Source organism: Ignatzschineria larvae DSM 13226 (assembly GCF_038500265.1).
GTDB classification, from domain to species: Bacteria; Pseudomonadota; Gammaproteobacteria; order Cardiobacteriales; family Wohlfahrtiimonadaceae; genus Ignatzschineria; species Ignatzschineria larvae.
Map to the genome: position 1 here is coordinate 374279 of NZ_CP150637.1, position 18222 is coordinate 392500.

The following is an 18222-nucleotide window of genomic DNA, read 5'->3' on the forward strand; positions in this document are numbered from 1 at the left end:
AATCCTGGATTTTGATATCATTTGCAAAATCCATTCATAAAGGAAGAGAGAATTATGTCTGAAGAAAAAACCCATTTTGGTTATCAAACGGTCGATCGTGATGAGAAAGAAGCGAAAGTTGCAGAAGTGTTTCACTCAGTTGCGAGCCGCTATGATGTGATGAATGATGTGATGAGTTTTGGGATTCATCGCCTTTGGAAAAATACAGCGATGAGCTTATCAGGGGCAAGACGCGGTCAGAAAGTATTGGATCTTGCCGGCGGCACTGGGGATTTGACGAAACGTTTAAGTCAACGTGTGGGTGCTGAAGGCTTAGTGGTTTTATCAGATATCAACGAATCAATGTTAGAAGAAGGTCGTAAACGTCTTATCAATGAAGGGATTGTCGGCAATGTGGAATTTAAACAGATTAATGCCGAACAGATTCCCTTTGAAGATGCGACATTTGACCTTGTTACGATCGGTTTTGGACTTCGTAATGTAACGGATAAAATGAAAGCGCTCAAAGAGATGCGCCGAGTCTTAAAACCTGGCGGTCGTCTTTTGGTGTTAGAGTTTTCTAAACCGGTGGTTCCAGGATTAGGGACGCTTTATGATTTCTATTCATTCCAAATTATTCCACGTATGGGGGAGTTAATTGCAAAAGATGGTGATAGCTATCGCTATCTCTCTGAATCGATTCGGATGCATCCACCACAAGAAGAGCTTCGCGATATGATGCTTGAAGCGGGATTTGATGAAGTGGATTATAAAAATTTAACCGGCGGGATTGTGGCAATTCATCGAGGATTTGTCTATTAAATATTAGCCTTAGAATTAGTCTAAGCGCTAGTTAATATAGAGTTTATCAACTTTAACGATAAGCTCTGGTTATTAGTGGGGATTGCAGAGAATTCCTACTTCATATTCTATTTACTTAAGGATAATTAGATGATTTCTCGTGGTTTGCGTATGATTAAAATCTGGTGGGTATTCCTCAGATTTGGTCTATATGATCTTGCTTTTATGGTGCCAGGACTGCGGCATCTTCGGTTTCTTAAACCGGTGTTGTCTCTTTTTAATGGTTATAAAACAACGCCATTGCCGGTGCGTATTCGCCTTGCTTTAGAACAACTTGGACCGACGTTTATTAAATTAGGGCAGGCGCTCTCAACGAGATATGATCTGCTTGATAAAGAGATTGTCGATGAGTTAGTAAAGCTACAAGATAGTGTGCCACCATTTCCAAGTGATGTAGCGATCAATATTATTGAAAAGGCTTATCAAAAGCCGCTTAATCAAATATTCCGCTCTTTTGATGAAACGCCGATTGCAGCAGCCTCTATTGCACAGGTACATGGGGCTGTACTACTCAATGGTCAAGAGGTGGTTGTTAAAGTTGTGCGCCCTGGCATTCAGAAAGTGATTAAACGAGATATCGGCTTGATGGAAGTGCTTGCATACACTATTGAACGCTACTATCCGGATGGTAAACGGCTTCGCCCTGTGGAGATTGTAGAAGAGCATGCGCGGACAATTTTGAATGAACTCGATTTGACAATTGAAGCCGCAAATGGCGCGCAATTAAGAGAGAATTTTAAAGGTTCAAGAGCGCTCTATGTGCCTGAAATATATCTTGATTATGTCCGTAAAAATGTCTTTGTGATGGAGCGTATTTCCGGCGTTCCTGTCGGCGATATTGAAACCTTAAAAGCTTTAGGAGTAGATATCCCGTTACTTGCTAAACGAAGTGTCGATATCTTCTTTACCCAAGTCTTTGAGCATAGTTTTTTCCATGCAGATATGCATCCCGGTAATATCTTTGTGGATGTGACAAATCCGAAAGATCCCACTTATATTGCACTAGATTTCGGTATTATTGGGACATTGAATGAAGATGATCAGCATTATCTAGCAAGTAACTTTTTAGCCTTTTTTAATCGAGATTATCTTAAAGTTGCAGAACTCCATGTGGAATCTGGTTGGGTACCGCCAGATACACCGGTGGGAGATTTTGAAGCCGTTATTCGCTCATTATGTGAACCCGTTTTCAATAAGCTTTTAAAAGATATCTCTTTTGGTGGTTTTCTATTATCACTCTTTCAAACGGCGCGTCGCTTTAAAATGGAAATGCAACCACAGTTGATGTTATTGCAGAAGACACTTTTTGCAATTGAGGGCTTAGGAAGAGAGCTTTACCCTGATTTAGATCTGTGGGAAACGGCAAAACCTTATCTTGTTGATTTTGTGAAGAGAAAGCGTGGGCCAAAGGCGATCATTAAACGGTATAAACACGATCTTCCCATCTGGCTTGAACAGATTCCTGATATGATGCAAAACGGGAATATTGTTTTCCGTCAAGCTGTGAAAGGTGAGTTAAAGGTGAACCTTGCACAAACTCAATGGGAACAGTTACAAGCGATTCAAAGTGAAGAGAGTAAACGGAGAATCTTGGGTGGTGTTGGTGCTGTATTCTTATTAGCGCTGTTACTTAAATGGGATGATCTGTCATTATGGGGAACGGTTTCTATCTCATTATTAGGACTATTCTTTTTCTATCTATCGTTACGAAAAAGACGGTAACATGCTGATATTTTTTGCTGTATGTGATAATCTTAAGAAAGAATTTTAAAAAGAAATTGATTTAACACAATTCTTTGCAAAATATCATCTATAATAAGCGGAGAATATCTTGATAATAATCAGGGTAGAGTAGAGTTTTTATAAGGAGAGAAGTCAATGAAAAAATTAGCATTAGTAGCAATTTTAGCCGTAACGACTATGGGCATTTCTATGGCACAGGCAGATACAGATGCTGTGATCAAATACCGTAAAGCAGCTTTCACAGTTGCAGGCTGGAATATGGGAATCTTAGGCGGTATGCTTAAAGGTGAAGTTGAATACAACCCAGAAGAGGCGGTATCAGCGGCAAAACGTATTAATGAAATGGCTAAGGCCGTAGGTGCAACATTCGTTGATGGCGCTTATGAAGGAACTAATGCAAGCCCTAAAATCGCAGAAAATCGTGCAGAGTTTGATGCAGATTTAGCGGCATTCATCGAAGAGAGTGGCAAAATGGTTGAAGCTGCAGGTGAAAAACAAACGCTTGCACAACAAATGGGTAAATTAGGCGGTACTTGTAAGTCTTGCCATGATTCATTCAAATTAGATTAATAGCTGATTGATGATTTTAAATCATCATCTCTAGTTGATTCTTATTGTTATAGGCTTTTTTGTTAGGCTATTACGATAAATCTAAGATACAATCAAGGGCGGTTGGCATGGTGCTAACCGCCTTTTCTATATTTCCCACTTATAGGAGATTGATCGCGTCATGAAAAAATTTAAATTGGCAACGCTCTTATCTTTAGGTTTGGCATTAGGTACGACAGCAGTACAAGCGCAAGAAGTACGCGTTTATAACTGGACTGATTATATTGATCCAGAATTGATTACTGAATTTACCGATCAAACAGGTATTAAGGTGATCTATGATACATTCGATAGTAATGAAGTATTATTGGCAAAAACTTTAACGGGTAATTCAGGATACGATATTGTCGTACCATCAGATTATACTTTGATCTATATGACGCAGGCAGATGCGGTACAGAAGATTGATCGTAGCAAGCTACAAAATATTGGTAATATCTGGCCTTTTGTTGAGGAACGACTTGAAGAATTGCCAGGCGCGACAGAATATTCTGTCCCTTATATGTGGGGAACAACAGGTATTGCCTATAATGTGGATAAGATTCAAGAGCTCGTGCCAGATGCACCGCTTGATTCTATGGAGCTTCTTTTTAATCCCGAATATGCTTCAAAACTCGCAAGCTGCGGAATCTATGTTATTGATTCCCCGAGTGAGTTTTACCCAATGCTAATGCGTTACTTAGGATTAGATCCAGAGAGTACTTCAGATGCAGATCTTGCGAAAGCCAATGAAGTCTTGGAGGGAATTCGTCCTTATATTACGAAATTTCATTCTTCAGAATATATCAATGCCATGGCCAATGGTGATGCTTGTTTGAGTTTAGGTTGGTCGGGTGATCTCTATTTAGCAAAAGCAAGAGCGAAAGAAGCGAATGCTGGCGTGAATATTGAATACTTTATTCCGAAAGAGGGTGGTCTACTCTGGTTTGATCAATTAGCGATTCTAAAAAATGCTAAAAATGTAGATGAAGCCTATGCTTTTATCGATTTCTTATTAGATGCAAAAGTGAATGCGCGTGCGGCTGATTATGTTGAATATGCGACATCAAATGAAGCTGCTTTCCCTTATGTGAATCAAGAGTTATTGAATGATAAAGCGCTCTATCCCTCAGAGGAAACATTATCACTATTGAATGTGAAACAGCCTTATACGCAGCGGGAGCAGAAAAAACTAATGCGGCAATGGTTAAAAATTAAAGCGCAGAAATAGGAATGAACAGTATTTAATAGTACAAATTGGCCCAATCTTTTATTAGATTGTTGCTCGAAATAAGACCGATCCTCTAAGCGTTGAAGGTAATGCTTAGAGGATTTTTTATGGAATTTGAAAAATTGTGCATGAGTTTTGATCTAGTTTTGATAGAGGGATGAGAGAGAGTTCATTTTTTATGTATAATGGTAAGTAAATTACAGATAGATAAATTCAAGAGGGTGATACTGATAAGGAGATCGCTATCTAAATTTATAACGATTATTTCAAATAGAGGTAACTATGAGTATTATTCATCATTCATTAATTATTTTAGGATCAGGACCTGCGGGCTATACTGCGGGGCTTTATGCGGCGCGCGCTAATCTCAATCCTGTCATTATTACTGGAATGCAAATGGGCGGTCAATTGACGACCACCACAGAGGTGGATAATTGGCCTAGTGGTGAAGAGGGCTTAACAGGGCCTCAATTGATGGAGAAGATGCAAGCCCATTGCGAGCGTTTTGGCACAGAGATTATCTTTGATCATATTGAATCGGTGGATCTCTCAAAAAGACCTTTTACGCTCACCGGCGGAAATGGGACTTATAGTTGTGATGCGTTGATTGTTGCAACAGGTGCTTCAGCAAAATATCTAGGATTACCCTCAGAAGAAGCGTATCTCGGTAAAGGGGTTTCAGCTTGTGCAACCTGTGATGGTTTCTTCTATCGAGATCAAGAAGTCGTTGTTGTCGGCGGTGGGAATACCGCAGTAGAAGAGGCTCTCTATTTAAGTGCGATTGCCTCAAAAGTGCATTTAGTACATCGCCGGGATAGTTTCCGCGCAGAGAAAATTCTGATCGACCGCCTTTATCAACATGTTGAAGATGGCAAAATTGAACTTCATCTTAATTATGTACTTGATGAAGTTGAGGGTGATCAAAATGGTGTAACAGGAGTGAAGCTCTCTTCGACGATGAATGATGGCGTAAAATCATTAAGTGTACCGGGTGTATTTATTGCGATTGGACATACACCGAATACCGTGATTTTTGCAGAGCAATTGAAAATGCGTGATGGTTATATTGTGGTGCGATCGGGGTTAGAAGGGAATGCAACTGCAACTTCAGTAGAAGGGGTGTTTGCAGCGGGTGATGTGATGGATTCACATTATCGACAAGCAATCACTTCGGCGGGTACAGGATGTATGGCAGCGCTTGATGCTGAGCGTTATTTAGATAGTATTGGTAGTATTCACAACGAGGAGAGCAAGTATGAAATTTAATACATTAGATGATCTTAATTTAGAAGGTAAGCGTGTTTTAGTTCGTGAAGATCTGAATGTTCCTATTCATGATGGTGCGATTACTTCCGATGCACGTTTAGAGGCAGCTCTTCCGACTATTCAAAAGATCTTAGAGAAAGGGGGCGCTGTGATGATCATGTCTCATCTAGGTCGTCCGGCAGAGGGGGTTGAAGATGAAGAATTTACTTTAGCTCCTGTCGCTGTATGGCTCAATAACCGCTTAGGAATGCCGGTTCCCCTAGTCAAAAATTGGATTAATGGGGTTGAGATTCAACCTGGACAAGTGAAACTGCTTGAGAATGTTCGCTTCCTTGAAGGAGAGAAGAAAAATGATGAAGCGCTCTCTAAAAAAATGGCGAATCTCTGTGATGTCTATGTGATGGATGCGTTTGCAACGGCACATCGTAAAGCAGCATCTACTTATGGTGTGGGGATGGAAGCGAAAGAGGTTGCTGCAGGGCTTCTTTTAGAGAAAGAGCTTAAAGCACTGACTAAAGCTATTGCGCATCCTGAAAAGCCGATGGTTGCGATTGTTGGAGGCGCAAAAGTTTCTACAAAATTAACCGTATTAAACGCCCTATTAGATAAAGTGGATCAACTCATTACCGGCGGAGGTATTACAAATACATTGCTGCTTGCGAAGGGTTATAAAGTGGGAAATAGTTTAGTGGAGAAAGATCTTGTTCCTGAAGCTAAAAAGCTATTAGCTCGTGCTGAAGCTGAAGGGAAAGAGATTCCACTACCGATCGATGTAGTGGTTGGAAAAGCATTCTCTGCAGATGCGGAAGGGGTTGTTAAAGCCATTTCTGATATAGAAGCAGATGATATGATTATGGATATTGGTCCACAAACGATTGAGCTTTATCACCATATTTTAGAGAATGCGAAAACAATCGTATGGAATGGTCCTGTAGGCGTATTTGAGTTTGCAAACTTTGCAGAAGGTACTAAGAAAGTAGGTGAAGCGATTGCCGCAAGTAGCGCATTCTCGATTGCCGGCGGTGGTGATACCGTTTCTGCGGTAGAAACGTTCGGAATTGCAGATAAAATTTCTTATATTTCAACCGCTGGGGGCGCATTCTTAGAGCTCTTAGAAGGTAAAGTATTACCTGCTGTTGAGATGTTGGAAAAGCGAGCAAATTAATGATGAATAATAACGAAATCTTGATTAATATTACGCCGAATGAGACACGTGCTGCTGTAATTAGCAATGCAATAGCGCAGGAAGTGCTGATTGAGCGGGATGAAAAACGGGGATTAGTTGGTAATATTTATAAAGGGGTCGTTATTCGTGTATTACCGGGCCTTGAAGCGGCATTTGTTGATATTGGTTTAGATCGCGCTGCTTTTTTACACGTGAGTGATATTCAGACAAGCTGTAGTGAATATGCACCTGAGCAGTGTGATCAATGTAGTGATAGAGAAGAAGAGAATGAGCGTCTTCCTACGAAGCGCAATCCTGAAGCTATTGATATCACTAAATTGTTGACTCAAGGCCAGGAATTAATTGTGCAGGTAATACGGGATCCCTTAGGTACAAAAGGGGCGCGTATTACTACACAAATCTCGATTCCCTCTTGTTATCTTGTTTACCTCGCTAATTCCGATGTGATTGGTGTATCGATTCGGATTGAAGATGAAGAGGAGCGGGATCGGTTAAAAGGAATTTTACAAAATTACCAAGCAGAGATCCCCGGCGCTTATATCGCAAGAACAGCGGCTGAGGGTGCTGATCCTTGGGTGTTACGGGCAGATATGCAGTTTTTAAATCGTCTTTGGGGCGAAGTAAAACAGCGTATTGCGGAGTCAAAAGTGGGCGAAATTATCTATGGTAATTTCCCATTAGAGCAACGTATTCTGCGGGATTACATTTCGAAAGATATTCAACGTGTGCGGATTGATTCGATGGATGGGTATAAGCGGATGATGGATTTCACGACTCGCTTTCTACCTGAGATGACCGAGCGTATTGAGTATTATGTTGGGCCTCGAGCGATTTTTGATCTCTTTAATACTGAAAAAGAGATCAACCTTGCTTTAGAAAAACGAGTAGATCTCAAGTCTGGCGGTTATTTAATGATTGAGCAGACTGAAGCTATGACTACTATTGATGTCAATACAGGTGGCTTTGTTGGATTTAGAAATCTAGAAGAGACCATTTATAAGACGAATCTTGAAGCAGCACAAGCCTTAGCGCGTCAAGTAAGATTGCGAAACCTCGGCGGTATTATCATTATTGATTTTATTGATATGCAGAGCGAAGAGCATCGACAAGGGGTTTTAGAGGAGCTCTCTGAGCATCTCTCACAAGATTATGCCCGAACGTCTATTAGTGAGGTGACCTCATTAGGATTAGTGCAGATGACGCGTAAACGCACAAGGGAGAGTTTAGTACAGTTATTGTGTGAACCTTGTCCTAAGTGTCAGGGGAATGGTTATGTAAAAACGAGTGCGACCGTCTGTTTTGAGATATTGCGGGAATTAATTCGAGATGGAAAACGTTTTCCAACCCTCAAAGAGTTTCTCGTTTTAGCCGCGCCGGAAGTGATTGAGCGGTTATTAGATGAAGAAGCACATAGCGTAGCTGATCTACAAAATCAGATCGATGCGAATATTCGATTGCAAGCGGAAGAGCTCTATCCTGTGGAACAATTTGATATTGTTCCAATGTAATGAAGTAGAAAGTAGATAATATTAATTGCTATTTAGGGTCGCTGATGGTCGGTAATCTTGAATAGGTAAAGAGCTTGGCATAAGTAGATGGGTAAATAGAATTAACACGTATCATTGCCAAAATAGATGAAAAAGGTAGATTATAAGAGCGTTATCCGTTGAAGCAAAAAGCTCAACAATAGCGCTCTTTTTATGATGTAGATTCAATAGACTACTTAATAGGTCATTGAATAGATCATCAGATGGATTATCAAGGTTAGTCGTAGGGAACTATTATGAATATTGTTTTGGGTGTTTCAGGAAGTATCGCTGCCTATAAATCAGCAGATTTAGTACGTCGCTTGCGAGAAGTGGGCTGTACAGTACGGGTTGTAATGACAAAAGGTGGGCAAAGTTTTATTACGCCCTTGACGTTACAGGCAGTATCCGGCCATCCTGTAGTTTATGATCTTCTTGATCCCACTCACGAAGCGGGAATGGGACATATTGAGTTAGCACGTTGGGCAGATTTGATTGTGATTGCGCCGGCAAGTGCGAATTGTATGGCAAGATTGGCGATGGGAATGGCAGATGATCTTTTAACGGCGATCTGTCTAGCTACCGAGAAACCGATTGTGTTAGCGCCGGGAATGAATCGTTTAATGTGGCGTAATGTTGCAACGCAGACTAATATTGAAACCTTAAAACAGCGCGGTATTCATATTCTAATGCCGGGAGATGGTGCGCAAGCTTGTGGTGAAGTAGGGGAAGGGCGAATGTTAGAGCCTACTGAGATTCGTGATGCCATTTTAGCGATGAGGGCTTCACTTATGCTGAATGACTCGAACCATTCGAGTGATGTGAGTGATTTGAATAATTTCCCTGACCTTAAAGGATCCAGATCATTACCTCTTGCAGGTAAACGGGTTGTGATTACCGCAGGCCCAACGGTAGAAGAGATCGATCCTGTGCGCTATATCAGTAACTATTCTAGCGGTAAAATGGGTTACGCCTTAGCCGAGAAAGCCGCCTTAATGGGCGCAGAGGTGACGCTAGTTTCAGGGCCTGTTGCTATTGAAGCCCCACAAAATGTTCAATTAGTAAAAGTGAAAAATGCCGATGAGATGCTTGCTGCAGTCACTAAAGCCACTTCAAGTGATACGAAAGGTGCTTGCGATCTTTTTATTGCCTCTGCTGCAGTCGCTGATTATCGCGTGGTAAATCGTGCTACTCAGAAGATGAAGAAGGAAGTAGGGCAAGATCTATTAACGCTCACTTTGGCACAAAACCCGGATATTTTAGCGACAATTGCCAAAGGAGATGATCGCCCTAAACTCTGTATTGGCTTTGCCGCTGAAACGGAGTCTGTGGAAGAGCACGCAAAAGCGAAATTACTGCGTAAAAATGTGGATATGATTTGCTTAAATGATGTTTCAGGAGGGAAGGTGTTTGGTGAATCTGAGAATGAGATGATTCTTTTTACCCAAAGTGGTGAGCGTATCCCGCTGCTTAAAGCTGATAAGTCAGAGATTGCCCAACAAATTCTAGAAGCTATTGTAACCCTGTTTCCGAATGAATGGGGCGAATAAATTAGTCGAATAAATTTATTTGACCCGCTTTATGATTGATCTATGAGATAAATCTTGAAAGGAATCGATTATGGCACTCTCAGTTGTTGAGTCTTTATCATTATTAGCACTTTCTAGTGTGACTTCTTCGACTATTTTGCCGGGAAGTTCAGAGGTTGCGCTGGTGGCTTTTTTGCATAAACATCCTGATTTTGCGTTATCTGCTTGGTTGGTTGCGACTATTTTTAATACCGTAGGCAGTATGATTATGCTCTTTGTCGGACGTATTATTCCGAATCATAAAAAGATCAAACCTCGAACGGAGTATTATATTCGCCGATATGGTTCTTGGACGTTGCTTCTTTCGGGAATGCCCTTTATTGGTGATATTTTGCCGATCGCCGCGGGTTGGTTTCGACTCAATATTTGGAAAGCAAGCTTAGCAATTTTAATTGGGAAAGGCGCACGTTACCTCATTATTATTGCTTTTCTAGAAGTAGCTGAAAAGGTGATCTAAGAATCTTTGTGTTGATAAAATGCAAAATTATAAGATGATAGGTAGCATATTAAGGCACCCTTTAGGATGCTTTTTTATGCGGGCAGATCTTATTCGGATAGAACAGCTTCTTTGCTTCTTACAACCGATGTGCCGGCATTTAAATAAGCTTATTTTGAACCGATCTTACTATATTTCTCTGTTTTACTCTCTTTTCGCTGATCTTCATTCAGGGAATCTATTTGAAAGATTCAATGGCAAATCTCTTTTTATTTTTAATGTTTTTTATTTTATTTAGGGGCTGTTGAACATTCATAACTTCAGCCAAATATAGGCACAAGCTAAAGCAACGTTGTTTTCATAATGTTGTTTTAGCTTGTCATATCTTGTTGCTATACTTCTAAAATGTTTCAGCCTTGCAAATGCATTCTCCACTAAATGCCGAGTTTTATAAATATGCCAGTCCATATGATTATTATTCGTAAGAGTATTCCTCTTTTTAGGAATAATAGCTTTAGCTCCTTGATTTATAATATCTTCTCTAAAACTCTCAGAATCATAACCTTTATCTGCACTAACGTAATCTGTCGTATTTAAATGAACCCTGCTAAGTAGCTCTGGAGCGACCTTGATATCGTGGGTCGTTCCATCTGTTACGATAAATTCACAGGGATTACCGCAAGCATCTACGATCATATGAATTTTTGAACTATTTCCACCAACACTTTTAGATATTGCTTGAGGATTATCTGCGGTTGCTCCTGTGCTATGCTGGTGAGCTCTAATGTGAGTTGCATCTATAAACAGCCATTCATAGTCAACATCTTGTGATAGTTTTTTAAATAATTTCAAGAGCTTGTTATTTTTAGACCAACGACTAAAAGTTTTAAAAATAGTATTAGGTCGCCCAAATTGCTCAGGAATATCCCTCCAAGGAACACCTGTTCTCATTCTAAATAGAATACCCTCAACGATATTTCTTAAATTTGGTTTGTCATAGATATTCAAATCTAGGAGAATAGGCTTCAGTTTCAGCCATAGTTTATCTGTAAGCATGGTTCGAGACATAGCGAGAGGTAGGTTTTTTTTGACGATAATATTCTACCGCTCGCTTTTTTTATTTTGAACTGCAATGTTCAACAGCCCCTATATAAAATAAATAAAATTGTATTTTAATAGATATTTTTATATATTAATAAATAGTTTGGGTAATAGTTAACCGTTGAGTTTTATAGAAGTCTATTAATCTATTTTTGTTTATAGGTCTGCATGATCAATAAATGAGATCCCTGAGTGAGGTTTACAATGACAAAGAAAATTGAAGATTATAAAGGGCCTGCCGGTGGGTGGGGTGCTCTAAAAGCAGTGGTAGAAGCATTAGATGCGCAAGATCGGGAAGGCGCTGATATTCGTGCGCTCTTTGATATGAATAAGCACGATGGTTTTGATTGCCCGGGATGTGCTTGGCCCAATCCAGCTAGAGCACCGATTTTTGATGTATGTGAAAATGGTGCCAAAGCCGTTGCTTGGGAGGCTACTAGTAAAACTGCAACACCTGGTTTTTTTGCTAAAAATCCTGTATCAGAGCTCGCTAAGATGGATGCGCATTCGCTTGAAGATCTTGGTCGATTAACGCATCCTATGAAATATAATCCTGAAACGGATTGTTATCAGGCTATTGAGTGGGAGGATGCATTTAAAGAGATTGGAGAGATTCTTCAAGGGTATCAAGATCATACAACATTAGAACTCTATACATCTGGACGTACTTCTAATGAAGCTGCTTTTCTCTATCAAGTATTTGGCCGAGAGTATGGCACGAATAACTTCCCGGACTGCTCTAATATGTGTCATGAGCCCACAAGCGTTGGATTAGCGGCTTCTATCGGTGTGGGGAAATCAACTGTGGTCTTTGAAGATTTTGATACGGTCGATTTGGTCATTGATATTGGTCATAATCCGGGCACGAATCATCCTCGTATTTTGAGCACTTATCGTAGTGTTGTGAAAAGAGGTGCCAAAATTGTGGCAGTTAATCCGCTTAAAGAGCGTGGGCTTGAACGTTTTCTCTATCCACAGAACCCTGTAGATATGGCGACAGATCATGCGACACCTTTAGCGTCTCACTACTATAAAGTCCGTGTGGGCGGTGATGTTGCTTTGATGAAAGGTTTGATGCGTATCGTGATCGAACGGCATGAAGCTACAGTTGCGAATGGTGATGAGCCTATCCTAGATCTTGAGTTTATTAAAAATCATACGGTAGGCTACGAGGCGGTACGGGAAGATGTCTTAAATACCGATTGGGATAACATTACTCATGTATCCGGTTTATCAAAAGCAGAGATTGAAGAGTTTGCAGAGCTCTATATTCAAGCTGAGCGAACCATTATCTGTTATGGGATGGGAATTACGCAGCATGAGCATGGTACGCAAAATATTCAGCAGCTTGTGAATCTGCTATTGCTCAAAGGCAATATGGGAAAACCTGGTGCTGGCATCCTACCTCTTCGTGGGCACTCTAATGTACAAGGGGATCGCACTGTTGGGATCACCGAGAAACCTAGTGCCGCGATGTTAGGTAAACTCAAAGAGCGATATGGTTTTACAGCTCCTACTGAATGGGGACATGCAGTTGTAGCGTCTGTTGAGGCGATGTATAGCGGTTCATCAAAAGCTTTTATCGGTATGGGCGGGAATTTCGCTGAAGCAATGCCCGATCATGATAAAACCTATGAAGCGATGCAGAAGCTAGATTTGGCAGTACATATTGCCACCAAATTGAATCGTTCTCATCTTTTAACCTCTAAGAATACTTATCTACTACCGGTTTTAGGGCGTACAGAAATTGATATACAAAAAACAGGTCGACAAGTAGTAACAGTGGAAGATTCAATGAATTTTGTCACAGCATCTTGTGGTATTTTGCAACCTGTCAGTGAACATTTAAAATCAGAATGTGCTGTTGTTGCAGGCATTGCTAAAGCAGCTATTCCAGACACGAAAGTACCTTGGGATGACCTTGTGGCAGATTATAGTAAGATTCGTGATGATATCGCTTTTGTTTATGAGGCATTTCATGATTATAACGAGCGTATTAAAGCACCGACTGGGTTTCATCTCTTGAATCCTGCTACAGTACGTCAATGGGTTACTAAGAGTGGTAAAGCGAATTTTATTAAGACTCAAGATGGCTTAATTGAAGATCCTCGTTCGGCAATGAATGCAGAGTTGACACTTTCAACAGTGCGAAGTCATGATCAATATAATACAACTATTTATGGTATGAATGATCGTTATCGCGGTATTTTCGGGCAACGGGATGTACTCTTTATTAGTGAAAATGAAGCGAAGAAGCAAGGTATTAAAGCTGGGCAAAAGGTTAATATTATTGCACTAGATAAAGATCGTAATCCAACGGATCGTCGATTAGATAATTTAACAGTAGTGATCTACGATATTGCTGATCGATCAGTCTCTACCTATTTCCCTGAGGCGAATAACTTGGTGAAATTAGAGAACTTCGATGAACAGTCCGGAATTCCCGCTTATAAAAATATTCCTGTGAAATTAGAGCTCGCAAGTTAATAGTGGTAAGAGAAAGATGGATTCAGTTCTACCACTAAAAAATCTTGTCGATAGTTATAGATAGAGCATAAAAAACCACTTCCGGTAATCAGCTAGAAGTGGTTTTTATTGTTTATAATTCAATTGGTTAATTTAAATGGCTAGTTCGATTACTCAGTTCAATGACGTAGTACTGAATAGTTTAATTATTGAAAAATAATCCTCACTGAGATCATTATTTTTCTACGGCTTGATAGATAACAGTTGTCTGTGTTGCTTTTGGTGCTGCCATTGTATGGCAGTTAGAAGTGCAACCACCACAGAGTGACGCCCCTAATTGACCGCATTGACTTGTCTGTTTTCGGATAAGCCCTTTTTGTACCCAATGTTCCATCATATTGGCAATAAGATCTTCCGGCATTTGAAAATGATGAGCAAGGCGACCGAGTGGAACCTCTTTCTCTCGGTCAACATACGCTTTCAACTTAATCAAAATCATTGGCAACAATCCCCTTTAGAAGATTTTTTGTGGCTCTGTGCAATGAATTGCTTACTTTCTGTAAAGATCTCTTTTTTACCCATATAACGAAGAAGCATAAAGAGTGCAAAGAGCGCAACAGCTAAGGAGATGATCCAAATAATCGGCGCAATACCAGCACCTATATTAAGAAGATGGAACTGATAGTAGCCTGTTGCTAAAATCCAACCGATAATAAAGGTCCAACTCGCCACTAAGACCGTCCAACGTAATCCTGCCTCACGATAAACAGCACCTAATGCCGCAACACAAGGGGTATAAAGCAGAATAAAGATCAGGTAAGAGATTACCGAAGCAGTGGAGGTAAAGTAATGTTGAATTTCAGAAACGGTCGTATCATTGACATCATTCGCTTCTTGGATTGCCATAATATCGCCATCAGCCACCTGATCATTAATACCTAAAGGATCGAGAAGTAGTTTGGGTAATTCAGCCAGGTTTTCTGGAATAGTTTGGAAAGCCTCTCCGACTTGCTCCCAGAAATCAAATTCTTCTTCGGGCGCATCGTGAGAGTAGAGGGAATTTAAGGTACCAATCACTGATTCTTTAGCAAAGATACCGGTAAAGATCCCAACGGTTGCCGGCCAGTTTTCTTCAGTCAAACCCATTGGCTCAAAGGCAGGTGTAATGGTTCTACCGATTGTAGAGAGGACTGATTTTTCACTATTTTCATTACCAAATGTCCCATCTGTACCCGCGCTATTGAGAATCCCGAGAATGGCTACTACGATGATAATGGCTTTACCCGCACGATAGATGAAGCTTTTGAGTCGATCCCAAGTTGTGATGCTAATCCCTTTGATCGTTGGCATATGATAAGCCGGTAATTCCATAATAAAAGGGGTATTAGGACCTTTAAGGATAGAGAATTTTAAGGCTAATCCTGTGCAGATAGCAACCACAATTCCAAGGAGATAGAGTGCATAGACGATCATACCAATATTATTGGGGAAGAAAATAACAGCAAAGAGCGCATAAACGGGTAAACGAGCACCGCAGGACATAAAAGGAATCATCATAATCGACATTAATCGATCACGTTCATTCTCTAAGGTGCGCGTTCCCATAATAGCAGGAATGTTACAGCCAAAGCCGACTAACATAGGCACAAAGGCTTTGCCGGGAAGGCCGATTGCACGCATACCGCGGTCGACGACCATTGCTGCACGAGCCATATAGCCAGAATCTTCTAATAGCGAGAGGCAGAGGAACATCATTGTTAATACGGGAATAAAACTAGCAACGGTTTTAATTCCCTCACCAATTCCATTGGCTAAGAAGGTTGTTAACCAATCAGGAGCATTGATGGATGCTAAAAGATGGCCTAAACCACTGACAAAAATGGCATCAAACAGAATCTCAAAGAAGTCGATAAAGGCAGAGCCCACATTGATCGCAATGGCAAACATGAGGAACATGACGATGAGAAAGATAGGGATGCCGGTAAAGCGACCTAATGCCCAGCTATCAATTTTGGCGGTTAATTTGCCACTTGCAATTCCCGTTGTTTTAATCACTGATTGGGCTAATTGGTCAATCGCTTCATAGCGGCTACTCGCTAAAATAATATCAAGCTCGCAATCTGCTAATTGCGCAATCTGCTGCTGCATAGATTGTAAAGCAAATTGATCTTGTTCTGATAAGGGGATTGTTTGATATTCCCCTTTAATCGCCTCTAGGAGTTGCCAAGGCGTTGCCGAACGGATAGGACTATTTTCTGGGAGTGCTGCAATGCCATCATTAATAATCTGGGTAACCGCCGGGCTCTGTGTTGCAAAGATCTCTTCATGATCTAAATAAGGTGCCGGTTCATAGACCGCAATCATTTTTTTGAGCTCTTCAATACCCTCATTCTTACGGGCAGAGAGTCCAATGACAGGGCAGTGTAATTTTTCTTGCAGTAATGAAAGATAGATCTCAATGCCTTCAAGTTTTGCCACATCCATCATATTGAGCGCGATAATCATTGGCTGTTTTAGATCAAGAAGCTGAAATGTGAGATAGAGACTTCTTTGTAGATTAGCTGCATCGATGACATTGATAATGAGTGTGTCCGGTGCATTGAGGAGATAATTTCGTACGATTAATTCATCTTGAGAGGTATTATTATCGCTACTCTCAAAGGAGTAAGTACCAGGGAGGTCGATTACCTCAATGGATTGACCTTTAACGGTAAAATGCCCACTCTTTTTATCAACGGTTACGCCTGGCCAGTTAGCCACTTTTTGTTGATGCCCTGTTAAGGCATTAAAAAGGGTTGTTTTCCCACAGTTAGGGTTTCCTAAGAGAGCAATGGTTTTAGCCATAATTTAAATTCCCTGTTCCACAATAATAGAGGCAGCTTCCGCTTTGCGTAGGCAAAGCTGAAAGCCTCTAATCATAATCTGCATAGGATCACCAAGCGGTGCGGTGCGAATCACTTTTACTTCACAGCCTGGGGTAATTCCCATAGCGAGCAGTTTATTGCGATATTGTGGTTCGGCTGTATTCAATTGTTTAACCATGGCAGTCTCATTAACTGCTAATTGATCAAGGGTGAATATTGTCATGATCGACTCTCGATAAATATAGAGGAAAGTAAAATACTGATGTAAATATATTCCTATTGAGATTGATTATCAATTACTCTAAACCATTTTCATGATCACTATCATGTTTATCAATGTTGTTTTTTTAATCGATAATGGTTTAACGTATTGCTGTGTATATGGTTTATGCAAAATATGTAAGGTTTAGGTAACGGATTTCCTCGTTTTGATTTATAGGGTTTGATTAATTTTTTGAGGAAATAGTTAAATTAGTTGTAGATCAGCTATAATAGATCGAACTTTTTTAAACTAAGCTTTTGAGGAGCGCTTTGATGGAAAAAATCATCGTTTTGGATTATGGTAGTCAATATAATCAACTAATCACGCGGCGGATACGTGAGATCGGGGTTTTTTCAGAGTTAATCTCGCATAAAGTAACAGCAGAAGAGCTTAAAGCGATGGCGCCCTCAGGTATTATTCTTTCAGGTGGTCCGAATAGTGTTTATGCGGATAATGCATTTTCGATTGATCCAGAGATCTTTAATCTAGGTATTCCTGTATTAGGGATCTGCTACGGTATGCAATTGATGACCCATAAATTGGGTGGTAAAGTAGAAAAAGCTTCAAATCGGGAATATGGTTTAGCTTTTCTGCATGTTGATCTCAAAGAGACAACACTTTTTGATGGCCTACCAGAAACACAATCTGTTTGGATGAGTCATGGTGATCTTGTAACTGAAGTACCTGCAGGGTTTGAGGTAACAGCACATAGTAGTGATTGTCCGATTGCTGCAATGGAGTGTCCCGAGAGAAATCTTTACGGCGTTCAATTCCATCCAGAGGTAAAGCATTCATCATTTGGTCTTGAACTGCTTCGCAACTTTGCTTATGAGATTTGTGGCTGTTTTGATCAATGGAAAATGGATTACTTTATTCAACAAGAGATCAAAAAAGTCCAAGAATTAGTCGGCGATAAAAAAGTCTTATTGGCGCTTTCAGGGGGCGTTGATTCTAGTGTGGTAGGTGTTCTATTACAAAAAGCGATTGGAGATCAATTGACTTGTATCTTCGTTGATCATGGTTTACTTCGTAAAGGCGAAGGGGATCAAGTGATGGAGAGTTTAGGTGGTAAATTTGGTCTTAACATTATTCGTATTGATGCGAAAGATCGGTTCTTGAGTAAA

At 40.4% G+C, this 18222-nt stretch carries 15 protein-coding genes (1 of these 15 running past the window's edge); 11 read left to right on the forward strand and 4 right to left on the reverse strand.

The annotated features are described in order from the left end of the window. Positions 1–54: 54 nt before the first annotated feature. From ubiE to WMO13_RS01695, 9 genes are all read left to right on the forward strand, one after another. On the forward strand, positions 55–801 hold the full coding sequence (ubiE, locus tag WMO13_RS01655) for a bifunctional demethylmenaquinone methyltransferase/2-methoxy-6-polyprenyl-1,4-benzoquinol methylase UbiE (protein ID WP_156923245.1): 747 nt from the start codon (positions 55–57) through the stop codon (positions 799–801). A 129-nt stretch (positions 802–930) separates the two neighbouring features. Beyond that, entirely contained in the window at positions 931–2562 is a 1632-nt protein-coding gene (ubiB, locus tag WMO13_RS01660) for a ubiquinone biosynthesis regulatory protein kinase UbiB (RefSeq protein ID WP_026878438.1), read from the forward strand. A gap of 156 nt (positions 2563–2718) precedes the next feature. Beyond that, positions 2719–3153 carry a c-type cytochrome gene (locus WMO13_RS01665; protein WP_026878439.1) on the forward strand — a complete coding sequence of 145 codons (435 nt, stop codon included), beginning with the start codon at positions 2719–2721 and terminating at the stop codon, positions 3151–3153. Between the two features lie 160 nt (positions 3154–3313). Continuing rightward, entirely contained in the window at positions 3314–4402 is a 1089-nt protein-coding gene (locus tag WMO13_RS01670; protein WP_026878440.1) for a polyamine ABC transporter substrate-binding protein, read from the forward strand. Positions 4403–4684: 282 nt separating this feature from the next. After that, a complete protein-coding gene (gene trxB / locus WMO13_RS01675; RefSeq protein ID WP_051396104.1) occupies positions 4685–5668 on the forward strand; it encodes a thioredoxin-disulfide reductase in 984 nt (327 codons plus the stop codon). Beyond that, positions 5658–6833 carry a phosphoglycerate kinase gene (locus WMO13_RS01680; RefSeq protein ID WP_026878441.1) on the forward strand — a complete coding sequence of 392 codons (1176 nt, stop codon included), beginning with the start codon at positions 5658–5660 and terminating at the stop codon, positions 6831–6833. Before trxB ends, WMO13_RS01680 begins: the two co-directional genes overlap by 11 nt. Continuing rightward, on the forward strand, positions 6833–8362 hold the full coding sequence (rng, locus tag WMO13_RS01685) for a ribonuclease G (RefSeq protein WP_245601141.1): 1530 nt from the start codon (positions 6833–6835) through the stop codon (positions 8360–8362). Before WMO13_RS01680 ends, rng begins: the two co-directional genes overlap by 1 nt. A 275-nt stretch (positions 8363–8637) precedes the next feature. After that, positions 8638–9930 carry a bifunctional phosphopantothenoylcysteine decarboxylase/phosphopantothenate--cysteine ligase CoaBC gene (coaBC, locus tag WMO13_RS01690; protein ID WP_034855274.1) on the forward strand — a complete coding sequence of 431 codons (1293 nt, stop codon included), beginning with the start codon at positions 8638–8640 and terminating at the stop codon, positions 9928–9930. A gap of 70 nt (positions 9931–10000) precedes the next feature. Continuing rightward, positions 10001–10426, forward strand: a complete 426-nt coding sequence (locus WMO13_RS01695) for a YqaA family protein (protein WP_026878444.1) — start codon at positions 10001–10003, stop codon at positions 10424–10426. 291 nt (positions 10427–10717) lie between these two features. On the opposite strand, the gene WMO13_RS01700 is transcribed toward WMO13_RS01695, so the two are convergent. Beyond that, positions 10718–11473, reverse strand: coding sequence for an IS5 family transposase (locus WMO13_RS01700; RefSeq protein ID WP_342386815.1), 756 nt, complete (start codon positions 11471–11473; stop codon positions 10718–10720). Positions 11474–11710: 237 nt separating this feature from the next. Here WMO13_RS01700 and WMO13_RS01705 point away from each other — a divergent pair, with 237 nt between their 5' ends. Beyond that, entirely contained in the window at positions 11711–13993 is a 2283-nt protein-coding gene (locus WMO13_RS01705) for an FdhF/YdeP family oxidoreductase (protein ID WP_026879417.1), read from the forward strand. A 214-nt stretch (positions 13994–14207) separates the two neighbouring features. Here the strand turns inward: WMO13_RS01705 and WMO13_RS01710 are convergent, their stop codons facing one another. From WMO13_RS01710 to WMO13_RS01720, 3 genes are read right to left on the reverse strand one after another with little or no spacing between them, the layout of a single operon-like run. Then, complete coding sequence (locus WMO13_RS01710; RefSeq protein ID WP_026879416.1) at positions 14208–14471, reverse strand: FeoC-like transcriptional regulator; 264 nt, start codon at positions 14469–14471, stop codon at positions 14208–14210. Then, positions 14468–16816: a Fe(2+) transporter permease subunit FeoB gene (feoB, locus tag WMO13_RS01715; protein ID WP_034856091.1), complete on the reverse strand. Its 2349-nt coding sequence runs from the start codon at positions 16814–16816 to the stop codon at positions 14468–14470. Before feoB ends, WMO13_RS01710 begins: the two co-directional genes overlap by 4 nt. A 3-nt stretch (positions 16817–16819) precedes the next feature. After that, positions 16820–17059 carry a FeoA family protein gene (locus WMO13_RS01720; RefSeq protein WP_034856089.1) on the reverse strand — a complete coding sequence of 80 codons (240 nt, stop codon included), beginning with the start codon at positions 17057–17059 and terminating at the stop codon, positions 16820–16822. Positions 17060–17370: 311 nt separating this feature from the next. Between WMO13_RS01720 and guaA the strand changes: the two genes are divergently transcribed. Continuing rightward, a protein-coding gene (gene guaA / locus WMO13_RS01725; protein WP_026879414.1) for a glutamine-hydrolyzing GMP synthase crosses the window boundary here: on the forward strand, positions 17371–18222 show its 5' portion. Its footprint extends 678 nt past the window's final position; the window shows 852 of its 1530 coding nt (coding positions 1–852); it begins with the start codon at positions 17371–17373; its stop codon lies beyond the right edge, outside the window.

Coding starts and splice junctions, on each gene's coding strand:
- ubiE (WP_156923245.1), top strand. CDS start 55: ATGTCTGAAGAAAAAACCCATTTTGGTTATCAAACGGTCGATCGTGAT.
- ubiB (WP_026878438.1), top strand. CDS start 931: ATGATTTCTCGTGGTTTGCGTATGATTAAAATCTGGTGGGTATTCCTC.
- WMO13_RS01665 (WP_026878439.1), top strand. CDS start 2,719: ATGAAAAAATTAGCATTAGTAGCAATTTTAGCCGTAACGACTATGGGC.
- WMO13_RS01670 (WP_026878440.1), top strand. CDS start 3,314: ATGAAAAAATTTAAATTGGCAACGCTCTTATCTTTAGGTTTGGCATTA.
- trxB (WP_051396104.1), top strand. CDS start 4,685: ATGAGTATTATTCATCATTCATTAATTATTTTAGGATCAGGACCTGCG.
- WMO13_RS01680 (WP_026878441.1), top strand. CDS start 5,658: ATGAAATTTAATACATTAGATGATCTTAATTTAGAAGGTAAGCGTGTT.
- rng (WP_245601141.1), top strand. CDS start 6,833: ATGATGAATAATAACGAAATCTTGATTAATATTACGCCGAATGAGACA.
- coaBC (WP_034855274.1), top strand. CDS start 8,638: ATGAATATTGTTTTGGGTGTTTCAGGAAGTATCGCTGCCTATAAATCA.
- WMO13_RS01695 (WP_026878444.1), top strand. CDS start 10,001: ATGGCACTCTCAGTTGTTGAGTCTTTATCATTATTAGCACTTTCTAGT.
- WMO13_RS01700 (WP_342386815.1), bottom strand. CDS start 11,473: ATGTCTCGAACCATGCTTACAGATAAACTATGGCTGAAACTGAAGCCT.
- WMO13_RS01705 (WP_026879417.1), top strand. CDS start 11,711: ATGACAAAGAAAATTGAAGATTATAAAGGGCCTGCCGGTGGGTGGGGT.
- WMO13_RS01710 (WP_026879416.1), bottom strand. CDS start 14,471: ATGATTTTGATTAAGTTGAAAGCGTATGTTGACCGAGAGAAAGAGGTT.
- feoB (WP_034856091.1), bottom strand. CDS start 16,816: ATGGCTAAAACCATTGCTCTCTTAGGAAACCCTAACTGTGGGAAAACA.
- WMO13_RS01720 (WP_034856089.1), bottom strand. CDS start 17,059: ATGACAATATTCACCCTTGATCAATTAGCAGTTAATGAGACTGCCATG.